The following is a 14216-nucleotide window of genomic DNA, read 5'->3' on the forward strand; positions in this document are numbered from 1 at the left end:
GTGCCGGGTGCCCCATATCTCGACATTATCTGAGAGACCTGTATTACTTTGGGATCGGCGTGAAGCAGGACAAGGCTGCCTCTGAGAGCTGGTACAAAACCGGCGCCCAACTGCACGATCCTGTCGCCTCCTACAATCTCGGCACACTCTTCTCGGTGGATGCGGACCATCCGCATGATCTGCGCAAAGCCGAGGCTTATTTGCGCCCATCCGCCGCCGATGGATACATACCGGCAATTCACTCGCTGGGACTGCTCCTGGTCAACTATCCTGAGCTTGCAACGTCTTCACAAAAGGGCCACCCCTGTTGGAAACCTCAGCGGGCGCAGGTTACTGGAAATCGTTGGCGCTCACGGAAGAGCAGCATTCTTGCTTGGCGCGTTATGAACTAACGAGGGGTCTTGAATGACCCCCGCTGCGATCCCGTGAGACGCCCTTCATTCTCCGTCCTTCACGCAACGGAAGCCGAGCGCGCCGGACCTGTCATAACTTGGAGCCATCATCAACAGCTTTCCATGGTTATCGTTTCGATAGGCTTGGGGAAAATACCAGATAGATCCCTGCGGCTTGTAGTAGCTTCCTCCGCGCAAAATTCCTCCGCGCGTGTGCTCATCCACATATTCATCGGTCCACTGCCAGACATTTCCGACCATATCCATCACACCGAAGGGACTTGCACCCGACGGGTGCGCATCGACGTTGTCAGGCCCGCGCATAGTGCGCCCGAAGTCTGGCTGCGGCACTGCCTTGTCATCCCAGTGATCGCCCCACGGATAGGTTCTGCCATCCGTTCCCTGAGCTGCAAACTGCCACTCCCATTCGTGAGGCAGGCGCTTACCTGCCCACTTCGCGTACGCTCGAGCGTCCTCAATCGACACCCAGGTCACAGGTTTGTTATCCCATCCCTCGGGATAAGTTCCATTGCTCCAGTCCTTCAAAAAATTGAGATCGTTGCTCGGATGATAGTGCGCTGCATCGAGAAACTTCTTGAACTCAGCGTTGGTCACGGGAAATTTGTCCATGTCAAACGCCTTCAACTTCATAGGATGCTCGTGAAATCTTCGCGGAGTATCTTCCCATGGATATTGAACGTCGACCCCAACATCGTCAGAGCCCTCAACCTCAATGCCTTCCACGCGAAATAAGTAGTCGCCACCCGGAATCTTGATCATGCCTTCAGGTGTTGCCGACGCCTGCTTAGTAGAAGCGATCTCTACAATGCTTTGCGGCAGGGTCTTCCACTCGTGCGAAAAACTCGCGAGCTTCGACTCTGTCATTGATTTCATCGTCCCCATCAACTCGTGCATCGCAGCACTCGGTTCACCCACCGTGGCCAGGATCATTCCATATCCGTGCGCTTCAATCGGAAAAGACAAAATCGCGTCACTACCTTCTTTCTCCGGCGTCAGTTCAACCCCGTGATAGAGATCGAAGTAACGGGTGCCCTGTTCGAAGGGAATCGTCATCTGGCGTCCCTGAACGTCGTACTCATTGCGATTGACGATCGTCCACACAGCCTGTCCGTTCAACGGCCATCGGCTGGAGAAGATCCCATAGCGATGCATCGGATAAAGAGGTTCCCAGCCTGGGCTGACAAGGAAGGGTGCGACTCCGCGCTCCATCGTCGCCATTCTTCGCGTCGCCTCAGCGTCTCTTGGAGTCACCTGATTCCAGATCCCCCAGACGTTCTCCCAACTCTCCCATCCCTCGCCGTTGAAAAAGGCGTATTGCAGATCATCCGTTTTATCCCGATTCCATCTGCCCTGAATATTCACTTGGTGACGCGTCTCGAGCCACCGGTACTTATCAACCGTCGGCGCAAACTGAAACTTGTACTGACCCCATGTCAGGACGTTCCACGCCAACGCCTCATCAGAAGGCCCATTCTCCGGTTCGAATGCGAGAGGGTGCCCCACCTTTTCGGCAGCAAGCGAGAATGCAAGAGGCACACCATCCTGCGTGTCACCGTTGATGCCGTCCGCATCGATCTCCTTCATGAACTCAGCGGTCGCCTGTGGCCAGGGCTTTCCCGGATCGCGCGTGCCCTGATCCCACATCATGATTGGAAAAAGCACCTTCACTCCGCGTCGATGAAACTCCTCAACCATATTGCGAAGCCCTTCGACCCCGCCCGGCATCGAGCGGACTATATCCTGCTGATTGCGATTGTCGATGCCCATGTTGGGGTAGGTCGCCCAGATCAGCACCGCATCAATCCCGCCGTATCGCTTCTTCAAATCGTCAAGATAGCGATCGACGGTGTATTTACCGGCCAATGGGTCGTAAAAGTAGCGATCGTGCACCATCATCTGCGGCTGTATGAAACTGGATTGAGCCCACTGTAGCGCGGGAAGGTCATACCTTGATCCGTCATAACCGACGCGAATTCGCCGTTCGGTGCGCCAATCCGTTACAGCCTTTATCCACTCATCGTGTGTCTTTGCCGTACATGGCACATTTCCACCCTCCCATGGCATATGCAGCGTCAGACAAGCTGGAGGCGGGATCTGTTGTTCTTTTGGCTGATAGCGCCAGTCCTGCGCCTTCCCTGGCGATGTGAGCCCAGCGGCAAAAAGGCAAAGACATATCAAAAGTGCAGATTGTTTCCGTCCCGTTAGAATATTCACTCTTCCGCCTCCATCTTGCGTCCTGCCGTCTTCGTTCTATAACTCGTTCGCTCCGACGCCCGCCAACATCTGTTCCACCTCAGCCATTCTTGGCATGGAGGTTTGGGCCCCTGTCCGCGTCACGGAAAGCGCCGCTGCTGCTGCGGCGAAGCGTGCGCTCTCGACCGGATCTTTCTTCATCATCAAAGCCGTCGCAAACGCTCCATTGAAAGCGTCTCCCGCAGCTGTTGAATCCACTGCCTGAACCGCAAACGGCTCCAGTCGAGCACTCAATCCATCAGCCGATGCAAGATAGGCTCCGCGCGATCCAAGCTTGAGGACCACCCCTCGAACCCCTTTGCGCATAAGGGTCCGCGCCATCATCACGGGCTCGTCGACTTCAACCTCTCCATCCCCGATGAAGAATGCCGCCTCCGTCTCGTTTGGAGTGAACCAATCGACCTTGTCGAGAAGGTCCTTTGGTAATTGCTTCGCTGGCGCAGGATCGAGAATCAGCGGCACACCCTCACGGGCGCAGATCGTCGCCAGATGTTGAACAGTCTCCGTCGGAATCTCCAGTTGTGTTAGCACCATCCCTGCGCCTCGAAGAATCTCGATCTTTGCATCCAGATCTTCAGGCGTTAACTGTGCGTTGGCGCCTGGCGTGATCACAATGCAATTTTCCCCAGCTTCAGACACGACGATCACAGCAACACCTGAGCTGCATTGCGAAGTTGAGACACCGTCGACATTCACCCCCGCATCTTTCAGGTGCTCTTTAAGCTGCGTACCGAAGGCATCATCTCCGATCCTTCCAATCATCGCGACCGGAAACCCCAGGCGCGCTACTGCAACCGCCTGGTTCGCGCCTTTTCCCCCGGGATGAGTCTGAAAAGCTGTCCCGACGACGGTCTCCCCCTCAGTGGGAATCCGCGCCGTGTACGCGACGAGATCCATATTTATGCTCCCCACCACGACGACTCCCTTCTTTTCAACGGGCATAGGCCTCCTAACTCGCAAACAGGATCAATAAATAGGAGCGAGCGCAATCGCGCTCAATCCGCAGAGGAACAAAATAAACATCCAAAACAGGTAAGTTTTGGCTCGAGCGGGCGCGGTTGCAAATTCCTTCCAGATAAAGACTCCCCACGCGGCAGAGATCATGGTAGCGCCCTGACCAATCGAATAAGAGACTGCCGGCCCCACAATATGAGCGCGAGATGCCACAAAATTTAAGGTCGCGCCCGTACACCAGATCACTCCGCCGAGGATGCCCCAAAGATGCCACGATCCACGTGCCGAAGAGTACCCACTCATCGACACGGGCTGGCTCTTATCCAACGGCTTGCGCATCAACAGGTAGTTGAATGGAACGGCGCATAGAGCGACGCCAATCGTAAAGAACATCGCCACAGCATACGGCCCAGGAGCGCCGTCGCCCAACATGGACCGTGAGACAAAGGGATAGAAGCTACCCATCAACAGACCCGCTGCCAGGCAGATGACGAACCCGCGCATGCTCAGCGATCGGCGTTCCGTCTCGCGCAGCCGGTACGCCATCGCATCAAGAACGATCGCTCCCACGACGAGTGCGATTCCTCCAAACAGCATCAACACATTGCCGCTTGGGGAAATAATGTAGCTGCTGATTGCCCCGACAATAAGCGCTAGCCCGATTCCAACCGGAAATGCAACGGCCAAACCAGCAATCTCGATGGCGGCAACGAGCAGCAGGTTGGCGACATTGAAGAGGATGCCTCCTGTCACCGCTAGTCCGATGTGCGATGAATCCGCCGCCATCATGTCAGCTAGAAAGGGCCGGCCGACGCCTCCCATGCTTCCCAGCGTAAAGCCCAAGATCAGAGCTGCCAGGATCAAACCGATTACATAATCCCAGTAGAAGAGCTGGAATCGATAGCCCGGACACAACTTCATCGTGTTGGCCCACGAACCCCAACAGACCATCGTAACGAGCATCAACGAAAGAGCAATCGCATAGGTTTGAGGCTGAAACAATGGTCGAACTCCTTCTAGATCTCTGCAACCGCTGAAAGTCTACCGTATGGCTGCTTTTGATGAAAGCTTTCAAATAGAAGCCTCCGAAGCATAAAAAGACAGCGGTAGTTTGTCAAGGAAGTTTTCTGCACTCCCTTCAATCGATCGGACAAAAATCACAATCGTTATAAGGTATGCGAGACTCAAAGTATGCCCCGGAGCCGCTCCAATCCTGAGCATCACAGCACCAGTTCAGGCATTCGCCTTCAACGACACGCTCAAAAAAAGCACACGAGCCGGACGAACTCAAATCCGCAGGAGTTAGCGAATGGCAAACATGAAGCAGATCGCAAAGGTAGCTGGTGTCTCACTCGGCACCGTATCCAATGTTCTCAACAAATCTGCTCCGGTGCGCGAAAACCTTCGCAAGCGGGTCATGGACGCCGTCGATGCGGTCGGCTACCAACCCAGCCAACTGGCGCGTGGCCTTCGCCTGGACAAGACCAACATGATCGGCATGATCATTCCAGACGTAACGAACCCCTTCTTCCCGGCCGTAGTTCGCGGCGCAGAGGACGTCGCCTTCGCAAACGGCTATCGCCTGATCCTCTGCAACACCGACAACGACCATTCCAAAGAGATCGTTCACCTCAATGAACTTCGAACGTTCCTTCCGTCCGGTCTGATCGTGATTCCGTCCAACTTCAGTGACCTCACCGCACAGGCCGAGTCGTATCGAAAGTCTGGAACAGCAGTAGTCTGTGTCGACCGTCTTCCCAAAGGGTGGGACGGCGACACGGTTACTGCTGACAACGAGAAGGGAGCTTATGAGGCCACCAGCTACTTGCTTCGGCAAGGACATCGGCAGCTTGCGATGGTCATGGGCCCACGTCACCTGACAAATGCACAAGACCGCCTGGCAGGCTTTAAACGCGCTTTACTCGAAAAAAAGATCCCAATCGGTCCCGAATATATTCAGGAGGCAAGCTTCGACCAACACGGCGGTTACGCGAAGACTATGCTTCTTCTTCGCATGATCCCGAGGCCGACGGTGATCTTCGCAGCGAACGACATGATTGCGTTCGGCGCCCTGCTGGCCTTTCGCGAAGCCGGCCTCCACTGCCCCGAAGACATATCCCTGATTGGTTTCGACAATCTTCAATTTGCCGAGATGACCAGCCCTCCGCTCTCATCCGTATCCCAGCCAGGCTTTCAAATGGGAACCAAAGCCGCTCAAATCCTGATTGATCGCGTCCGCGGCGATGACGGCCCGGCAAAGCATCTCGTCCTTGAAACCGCGCTGAAGATTAGAGATTCGGTGGCTCCTCCTGGCCTGACTTCGGCCCAGAAATCCCCCTCCTCTCGCCGGAGCAAACTTAGCAAATAGTCGACCTTTTCACTGCGATCTGTTGTCTTCGGCGGTCTGCAGATTTTGCCGTTGACAAGATCGCAATGCGTGTTCTAGTCTTCTCGGCGATCTAAATGAAAGCTTTCAAACAGGCCCGACTCTTGAGCGATCTGCCCGAAAAGTGTCGAAAAGCATTTCATAAACCTTCATTTTGGAGAGCCGACATGCGCGAGAAAAAAGGAACACAGCATCTCTGGAGTCGATCCCTCAGCGTATTGGTCCTGTTCTTGGCAGCGGCCACACTCCCAGCAATAGCCCAGTACAGCAGCGGAATCGAAGGAACCGTCACCGACCAGAGTGGCGCCGTAATTCCCTCCGCGCAGGTCACCGTCACCAATCAAGATACGCAGGTAAAGCAGACCGCAATCTCAAACGCTCAAGGCTTCGTCCAGATTCTTCACCTGCCCCCAGGGCGCTACCATACGACCGTTGTCGCCACTGGATTTACCACTTGGGAGCAGAAGGATATCGACATTGAAGGAACCGATGTTCGCTCCATCTACCCCAAACTGCTGATCGGTTCCACGCAAGCCACGGTCGAAGTCACAGCCAACTCCTCCGCAGTCGAAACGACAAGCGGAACGATCAGCCGAGTGCTTGAGAGACAGACTGTCGAGAATGCTCCGCTCGTCGGAGAAAACCTGTACGCCAGCGTAGCTACTCTCGCTCCCGGCGTTACTGGTCTCGGCGGATCATTCGGTGGCGCCAGCAGTTCAGGATCGCAGGGAACAAACAGCTTCAACGCCGAACCGGGCTTTCAAATCATCGGCGCCGGTCAACGTCAGGAGGCCAACGAATATCAAGTCGACGGAACCAGCGTGAACGGCAACTCTCGTGATGGAATCACAAACCTAACTCCAGAGCCTGCTACCGTTGCGCAACTTAAGATCAGCACCGACGTCTTCTCGGCCGACAAGGGAAGACAGAGCGGAGCGTTGATCGAAGTCTTCACCAGGCCCGGAACAAACCGCTTCCATGGTGATCTTTCGGAGTTCTATACAGGTTCGGCGCTGACCGCCCGCACGGAGTTCCAGACTAAGGTTCCTCGCTATCTTCGCAACGACTTCGGCGGATCGGTCGGCGGCCCTATCTTCAAGAACAAGACCTTCTTCTTCGGTTCTCTCTTCTGGAGCAAGAGCAGCCAGGGCGTCACGCTCACTCAACCGATGGAAACGCCCGAGTTCGTCAACTATGTGGAGACGAACTATCCCAACAGCCTCGCCGCGGCCTTCTTCAAAGGCGCACCAGCCGGTGGAATTCCAACCAGCGGCTTTCAAACAGTCAGCCAGATTGAGCAATCGCTCGTTAGCCCTTATCTCCCTCCAGGTATTCCAGGAGATCTTGTTGCTCTGGGAAACGTATCGATCAACCAATCGCCCATCAACAACGGGTTTCAAGGCCACGTACGTCTCGATCATAACTTCCACGATGGCAGCGATAAGCTCTTTTACAGCCTGTTCCGCAACACTACCCAAGGCGGCGTGGCCAATCCCCGGCCCAACCTGGCCTATGTGAGCCCTAACGCGACTTGGTATCACAAAGTCGACTACATCCATACTTTTTCTGCCAGGCTGCTCAACGAGGCCAGTGTTTCTTACGTGCGCGCCGTCGGAGACCAGCCAGCCGCGCCTAATGATCTTCCCAATCTCCCGAATGCTTATCCTGGCGGTCTCGGCGGAGGATTCTCATCCTGGGGTCCATCGGGATGGGTCCACAACAACTGGAACTGGCACGATGTCCTTACCTACGTGCAAGGATCGCATAACATCCGTATCGGTGTAGACGTCGATCGCCAGCAGGATCTCGACAACTTCACTGCCGGTTTGGATCGACCTACGTTTTACTTCACAAATATCGTTGACTTCGCCGTCGACAAACCAAACTACCAGAGCGGTCCAATCGTGAACGTTCAGGCTGGTGGCACAGCACAGAGCCTCTACTCTCGTGTTCTCATGTTGCAGACAGCCCCGTTCCTCCAGGACGACTGGAAGGTCTCCAAGAAACTCACGCTGAACCTTGGCCTTCGCTGGGACTACTTCGGTCATCTCGGCACCGTAAGCTACGGAAAGAATCCTCTGGCGCTATTTACTCCTGGCTCTGGCGGAACAGCTCAAGCTCAGATCGCAAACGGCTCGATGCTCGTCCGTGGTTCAAACGGTCAGGTAGTTGACAATGCCATGTGGCGCTTCGCTCCTCGTTTCGGATTCGCCTATGACGTCTTTGGCGACGGTACAACGTCTATCCACGGCGGATGGGGACTCTTCAACAACAAAATCGGAGACCTGTCATACGTAGACGGAATTCGAACCAATCCACCTCAATTTGCAGACCCCAGTATCAGCATCTACAACGCTGGGACCACCCTGGCAAACTTCTCCTACGGCGCTAGTGCCAGCGGCCCAACTGGATTTGCGCCTCCACCCGGTATCTCGTACGAGGTCGATCCCCATGGCGGCCTCGTCGGAACTCGCATTGGGGTCGGTGGTCTTCAACCCAATCTCGTTCCTCCTGAAGTGCAGGATTGGTCAGTTAGTATTCAGCGAAGCATCGGCAGCAGTGTCGTTATCGAAGCTGATTACTTCGGCACATCCAGCACCCATCTCTACTTTCAGACCGACTCCAACCGCTACGCTGGCGATCTAATTCAACATGATGGGTCACTTTCTAGACTCAACTCCAGCTTCGGTGCCGTCGTCTATGGCCAAAGCATCGGGAAGGCGAATGCCGAAGTCGGAGCATTAGCCATCTCCAAGCGCTTCTCTCGAGGCTGGTCTGTTCATGCCATCTATAACTACGGCAAAGCCTTGGACTACACCAGCAGTAATGACAATGGAGTTGGCGGAGCAGAGAATGTCATCGACGTCAATAATCCACGCCGCAACTACGGCCGCTCCGACTATGACTCACGGCATCGAATCTCAATCGACGCTGTCTGGAATATTCCAGGTGTCGGAAAAGGAATTGAGCACCTGATTACAGGTGGCTGGACCCTCTCTCCCGTCATCGTCCTTCAATCTGGGCAGCCGTTTACGGTTTACACCACGGCCCCTTATCCATCAGGCGACTTCAACGCAGACGGCTATAACTATGATGTTCCCAACATGCCGGCTTTTGGCAGCAATAAGGCGACAAGCCGCTCCGATTTCCTCAAAGGGGTCTTCGCGGTCTCTGACTTCCCGCTACCAGCAATGGGAACCGAGGGAAATTTAGGGAGAAACACCTACAACGGGCCCGGACTGGCCAACACTAACCTTGCCGCAGAACGGCTCTTCCGATTACCGTTCCTTGGTGATGCCGGGAGCTTCCAGGTGCGGGGAGAGATTCTCAATCTCTTCAACAGAGTTAATCTGACCAATCCCGTAAGCGATCTCTCCAATGGTGAGTTCGGCAAATCTACAGACCAGAATCTTCCCCGCACTATTCAGGTGCTTGGCCGGATTCGATTCTGATCACGACTCCGCTGCGTATCAGTAGTGTCTCTATACTGATACGCAGCGGATCTCATCTCCTGGGTTTTTCTGAAATGACCAGCAAGCGGTTTATCTATCTCATTGGCGTCTCTCTCGTCGCCGCCTGCTTCGCTCAAGGTCAAGACTCCACGGCCGCTCGTAAGGCCGCAGCATCCGCACTCTCATCTCGTCAGTACAACCAGGCTCTTCGCGACCTTGAACCGCTCTTAAAACAGCACCCTCGCGATCCAATGCTACTCACGATGCGTGGTGTCGCATTGGATGGCCTCGACCGCACCACAGAAAGCCTCTCGAGTTTCGACCGGGCGCTTTCGATTGATCCCGCCTTCGTCCCCGCACTCAAGGGAGCAGCGCAAATCTCTTATCTCCGGGCCAATCCTCGTGCACTGGAATACGTCAAGAAGCTGCTGGCGGTTATGCCCGCCAACGATGTAGGCAACGCTATGGCTGGAGCGCTCTCCTACCAGGCACATGACTGCGCAGCCGTGATCACATACTTCACCCTCAGTAACGATCAGGTATATCGCGATCCGAAAGCGCTCGACGAATTCGCTGATTGCCTTCTGAAACAAGGACAAAACGATGTGGCCCTGCATGTCCTTCTGCGCGGAACTCAATTGCATCCCGAGAGAGCTGACCTAACCTACAATCTTGCCGTGGCACAGCTGCGCACTCACCAGCCAGCAGAAGCGATCAAAACACTCACGCCTCTCTCAAACTCCAACGACTCCGATCTGCTCAATCTCTTGGCCTCAGCTTACATTCAAACAGATCAGCCCGACGATGCCTTTCATGCCCTCGAGAAGGCAATTGAGCTTAAACCAACGGATCAGACAAACTATCTCGACCTCGCCATACTCTGCCTCGAGCACAACCAGGAAAACAGATCTGTCAAAGCAGCAACTGCGGGAATCGCACGAATCCCAAACGCTGCATCTCTCTATCTCATTCGGGGTGTCGCCTATGCGCAGCTAGCCCAATACGACCAGGCTGAAAAAGACTTCGTGGATGCCGCGCAGCTCGAACCAGATCAGCCGCATAGTGTAGTTGCCATGAGCATGCTGTACTCCGATCGCAATCAACCCGATAAAGAGAAGGCGCTCCTCACCAAGCAACTAGCCATCACTCCTAAAGACTCTGTCACAAACTATTTGCTTGCCGACCTCATCATCCGTGCCGGAGTTCAACCTGGACAGCCGGCATTTCAGGAAGCGAAAGGCTATCTCGCCACCTCTCTCGCTTCGAAGCCAGACTCCGCCGAAGCCCAGATCCTTATGGGCCACCTGCTGGAACAGGAAAACGATATCTCAGCCGCGGTGGGTCACTACAGCAAAGCGATCGAGTTAGAGCCGGACAACCGTTCTGCACTCGACCGTCAGTTCATTCTTCTGCGCAGGCTGCACCGCAACGACGAGGCGGCTCAAATCCTCCAACATCTCAAATCGGTGCTGAATAATGAGATCGAACAGGAAAGGAAATCCTTCCCTGCCCGCACCGCCAATACGCATCAGGCGCAGCCCTAGTCATTATGGTTCAGCCGGCGAATACACCTTGATCCAGTGAGTACGCATCCTCGTCCGAATCACCCGGTCGCCGGTCTCAGAGACGATTGCATTTGTCTGCTCTATCGGCATGTGGCAGTCGATGCAGTTGCCTTTGATCGAAGCGCCCATCGTCTTTTCCATCCCACAGCTTTCCACACGATGGCACGTCAAGCATCTCTCGGAGTACGCCGCGGCCGGCCGCTCAGCCGCATGCACATCATGACACGTGGAGCAACTCATCTCCGAAGACGATAAGTAACATCGGCTCCGCTTCAGGAGGCCCACTTGGTTCGCGTGCACATCAGGATGCATGTCTGCGCTCGCAGTATCCTCGCTCAGATATCGCGCAAGCGGCTCCCCGGGTAGGAAGGAAAATGCAGGCGCGTTCTCCTTCTGTGCGGCACCGTTATGGCAAAGTGCGCACAGGTCCACCTGCCTGTCTCGCGCGAAATGCTTCGGGTTCAAGATCAGCGTCTCCTGCAAGTGCCTCTTCGTCTCTCCCTTTGCAAAGAGCGCCGCATGCCGCGATCCCGGCCCATGGCACACCTCGCAGGAGATCCCCGGGACCAGACTTCCTCTGTCGTACCGATTGCCCATCGGGTCGTCCGATAGCGCTTTAATATAGCTGACGTGGCACTCCAGACATCGCGCAGACGCAGGCCGATCAAAGTTTGGCGGACCATTCCTATAGCCCGGACTATTAATCCATCGGCCGCCATCCGACCAGTAGCTCACCGGTAACTCGAACAACTCATCTCCTCGCCAATACAGATAGCTCTGCCCACGCACTCCTGAGCCAATCACCACACCAATCTCTTCGCTTCTCCTCTGGAGGTCTCCGGCAAAACCAGTAACTGCCGAAACGTAGTAATCCGCGCCTCTCTTCTCCATCTCATAAGAGATACCGGGGTCGCCGATAGCTGGCGCAGGATCAGCTATCTTCAGAGTGTTTGAGCCCTCTGCAAAAGAACCGAGTATGGCCTCGGCTGTCGGATTCTGTGAAGTGAGGCGATGCGCCGTATGCACATAAGACAAGCTCTGGTCGGCGTGGCACGACTTGCATGTTGCATCGCCCACATAGCCTTCGCGAACATGGGATCCCTGCGCTGTGTCATGCAATATCTGTAATCCGTGACTGGTCCTCGCGTGTGCAATCAAAATCAACCCCATCGCGCACACGGCAATTGTTGGGCCTGATGAGTTCACCCTTAGCGCACCCCATTCCATAGCTCATCCAGACGATACAACAGAATCTTGAGGCCCAGTCATAGAAACATGCGGTCCCAAGATCCCCCGGTTAGCGTCCAGAACAAGCCCTGTGGCATGGACTATTGGTGCAGCTTTACGGTGATCGGCCAGCCGCTGGCACGCTAAATCCGCGCTCTCCCATGCACCCGAAGCCCAATTAGAATCATCCGATCCACATGCCCATTATCCACGCAGGCCGCTACTCCACCCACATCGAAGGGCCCTTCGTCGTCTTCCTCATAGGTTTTCGCATCAACCGTTTCTTGGCCGTCAACAAATGGCTCTCCGTCGGCAAAGCCATGGGACCCATGCTCAGCGAGCTCTACGCCAACCCGTCCCTGGGCTTCCTCGGCGGCTTCTCCTCCGTCTACTGGCCCGGCGTCATGGTCACCCAGTACTGGCGCAGCTTCGACCAGCTCGTCAATTACGCCCAATCCCGCAACGCCGCCCACCTTCCCGCCTGGAAGGTTTTCAACCAGAACATCGGCGACGACGGCTCCGTCGGCATCTGGCACGAAACCTATCAGGTCGCCGCCGGCAAGTACGAATCCATCTACGCCAACATGCCCCGCTTCGGCCTGGCCGTCGCTGGCACCCACGAACCCGCTACCGGACACCTCCGCGACGCCCGCTCCCGCATGCAGCCCTGAACCGGCCCAGTGCGTCCGATCAAGCGCGTTCTATCAAGCGCGTCCGATCAAGCTCCCTCAGCGATCCGAAAGTCTCTCTTTACATTTGGCCCAAGCGCAGCCAGAGCCTTCTTATAATCCGCAGTCTCATACGCAGCCAAAGCATCCGCGTAGCTGTCAAACTCCACCACTACCGTCATCTGCTTCAACCCAGCCTCCAAAGCCGTAACCTCGCCACGCGGCGACACCAGAAGACGCACCCCAAACGGCTTCAGCGCAACTCCAGCCAACTCTGCATAGCTCTTCATCGTCGCATCATCCCCAACCGTCTGGTATGCAACCACCCAATAACCCTTCTTCATATCACTCTCCATTCGCACACTTGGATGCGGCCCACCGAAGCTACGACTCATCTCTCCGGTGGCCGCCCCGGACTTCATCTTCCATCCGACTTCAACCTGCCGTGCCCGAGCCCCCGACCCTTCTTCTCCTCACCACCGGCGCCCTGGCTCTTCTCCTCGCCACCCGCATTGCCCCGCCAACCGACTGAACCAAACCCGAACGCCCACGTCAGCCACGCATCCCGAACGGTTGCCCACAAGAGTGCCTCAAACAAGAGTTGACTTATCAACAATGTCCGGGTGCCCCATCCTTCGCGCTCTTGCGAAGGGTGGGTTGTAAGACTTCAATCTGCGAACGGTCGGGCGCTCCACATCTCGATTCTGTGAAGGAGCCATCGAGAGCGAATCTCACTAGCTTCGCCGGCAACCGAGTCTTCACAACCGTTCTGCCTCTTCGACCGTCGCGGCCCTCGGAAAGAACTTGTCTACCTTGGTCATCTCAAACAGTTGAAGCACGCGCGAACTCACCCCGGCCAAAACCAACCGAACTCCTCTGCTCTGGCACCGGACATAGTGGCTGACGATCAAACCAAGCCCCGCAGAATCCATATACGGGACCTCTGTCAGATCCAGAACGTGGCGAGGAGCAACAGGGGGCGCATGCGGATCGCTCCCCTCCTCCGATTCAAACGTACTGCGAAGTACATCAGGCGAAAGGGAAGCGTGCATGTCCCGCGCCGTAAACGGTCCGGACAATCGAAAGACGACTGTGCCGGGCTTCTCGCCTTGACTGCGTTCAATCGTGAACTTCGAACTCTTCCAGACCTGGGCTACCGTCATCGAGCCAATAACTCCCTGTCCCCAAGCTCATTCCCAAAACGGGAAACCCCAAAAATAAACCCAGAATTCGTGTCACATCTTTCGTCACCATAATTATGACTGCTTATTCGCCACGTTCACCACACAAAACACCAC

At 55.5% G+C, this 14216-nt stretch carries 11 protein-coding genes; 5 read left to right on the forward strand and 6 right to left on the reverse strand.

The features are described 5' to 3' along the window. Positions 1-59: 59 nt before the first annotated feature. On the forward strand, positions 60-392 hold the full coding sequence (locus RBB75_RS11440; protein WP_353068161.1) for a hypothetical protein: 333 nt from the start codon (positions 60-62) through the stop codon (positions 390-392). 45 nt (positions 393-437) lie between these two features. Here RBB75_RS11440 and RBB75_RS11445 read toward each other — a convergent pair whose 3' ends face one another. The 3 genes from RBB75_RS11445 to RBB75_RS11455 form a co-directional block, all read right to left on the reverse strand. Next, positions 438-2309 (reverse strand): formylglycine-generating enzyme family protein, encoded by a 1872-nt coding sequence (locus RBB75_RS11445; protein ID WP_353068162.1) that lies wholly within the window; start codon positions 2307-2309, stop codon positions 438-440. Positions 2310-2663: 354 nt separating this feature from the next. After that, on the reverse strand, positions 2664-3608 hold the full coding sequence (rbsK, locus tag RBB75_RS11450; protein ID WP_179636709.1) for a ribokinase: 945 nt from the start codon (positions 3606-3608) through the stop codon (positions 2664-2666). A gap of 24 nt (positions 3609-3632) precedes the next feature. After that, on the reverse strand, positions 3633-4622 hold the full coding sequence (locus tag RBB75_RS11455; protein ID WP_353068163.1) for a GRP family sugar transporter: 990 nt from the start codon (positions 4620-4622) through the stop codon (positions 3633-3635). A 307-nt stretch (positions 4623-4929) separates the two neighbouring features. Here RBB75_RS11455 and RBB75_RS11460 point away from each other — a divergent pair, with 307 nt between their 5' ends. The 3 genes from RBB75_RS11460 (at position 4930) to RBB75_RS11470 (ending at position 11002) form a co-directional block, all read left to right on the forward strand. Beyond that, complete coding sequence (locus tag RBB75_RS11460; protein WP_257030829.1) at positions 4930-5988, forward strand: LacI family DNA-binding transcriptional regulator; 1059 nt, start codon at positions 4930-4932, stop codon at positions 5986-5988. A gap of 185 nt (positions 5989-6173) precedes the next feature. Then, positions 6174-9458, forward strand: a complete 3285-nt coding sequence (locus RBB75_RS11465; protein ID WP_179636711.1) for a carboxypeptidase-like regulatory domain-containing protein — start codon at positions 6174-6176, stop codon at positions 9456-9458. Between the two features lie 74 nt (positions 9459-9532). After that, positions 9533-11002, forward strand: coding sequence for a tetratricopeptide repeat protein (locus tag RBB75_RS11470; protein WP_353068164.1), 1470 nt, complete (start codon positions 9533-9535; stop codon positions 11000-11002). 3 nt (positions 11003-11005) lie between these two features. Here RBB75_RS11470 and RBB75_RS11475 read toward each other — a convergent pair whose 3' ends face one another. Beyond that, positions 11006-12142 carry a multiheme c-type cytochrome gene (locus RBB75_RS11475; protein ID WP_353068165.1) on the reverse strand — a complete coding sequence of 379 codons (1137 nt, stop codon included), beginning with the start codon at positions 12140-12142 and terminating at the stop codon, positions 11006-11008. 305 nt (positions 12143-12447) lie between these two features. On the opposite strand from RBB75_RS11475, the gene RBB75_RS11480 reads away from it, so the two are divergent. After that, on the forward strand, positions 12448-12921 hold the full coding sequence (locus RBB75_RS11480; RefSeq protein ID WP_353068166.1) for a DUF4188 domain-containing protein: 474 nt from the start codon (positions 12448-12450) through the stop codon (positions 12919-12921). 47 nt (positions 12922-12968) lie between these two features. On the opposite strand, the gene RBB75_RS11485 is transcribed toward RBB75_RS11480, so the two are convergent. Beyond that, positions 12969-13262 (reverse strand): DUF1330 domain-containing protein, encoded by a 294-nt coding sequence (locus RBB75_RS11485; protein ID WP_353068167.1) that lies wholly within the window; start codon positions 13260-13262, stop codon positions 12969-12971. A gap of 414 nt (positions 13263-13676) precedes the next feature. After that, positions 13677-14081, reverse strand: coding sequence for an STAS domain-containing protein (locus tag RBB75_RS11490; RefSeq protein ID WP_353068168.1), 405 nt, complete (start codon positions 14079-14081; stop codon positions 13677-13679). Positions 14082-14216: the final 135 nt, after the last annotated feature.

The sequence above is a fragment of the Tunturibacter empetritectus genome, from assembly GCF_040358985.1.
GTDB lineage: Bacteria > Acidobacteriota > Terriglobia > Terriglobales > Acidobacteriaceae > Edaphobacter > Edaphobacter empetritectus.

Excerpts from the sequence above, each read along its gene's own strand:
- RBB75_RS11470 (WP_353068164.1), top strand. The coding sequence starts at position 9,533 with ATGACCAGCAAGCGGTTTATCTATCTCATTGGCGTCTCTCTCGTCGCC.
- RBB75_RS11480 (WP_353068166.1), top strand. The coding sequence starts at position 12,448 with ATGCCCATTATCCACGCAGGCCGCTACTCCACCCACATCGAAGGGCCC.
- RBB75_RS11485 (WP_353068167.1), bottom strand. The coding sequence starts at position 13,262 with ATGAAGAAGGGTTATTGGGTGGTTGCATACCAGACGGTTGGGGATGAT.
- RBB75_RS11460 (WP_257030829.1), top strand. The coding sequence starts at position 4,930 with ATGGCAAACATGAAGCAGATCGCAAAGGTAGCTGGTGTCTCACTCGGC.
- RBB75_RS11445 (WP_353068162.1), bottom strand. The coding sequence starts at position 2,309 with ATGATGGTGCACGATCGCTACTTTTACGACCCATTGGCCGGTAAATAC.
- RBB75_RS11465 (WP_179636711.1), top strand. The coding sequence starts at position 6,174 with ATGCGCGAGAAAAAAGGAACACAGCATCTCTGGAGTCGATCCCTCAGC.
- RBB75_RS11490 (WP_353068168.1), bottom strand. The coding sequence starts at position 14,081 with ATGACGGTAGCCCAGGTCTGGAAGAGTTCGAAGTTCACGATTGAACGC.
- rbsK (WP_179636709.1), bottom strand. The coding sequence starts at position 3,608 with ATGCCCGTTGAAAAGAAGGGAGTCGTCGTGGTGGGGAGCATAAATATG.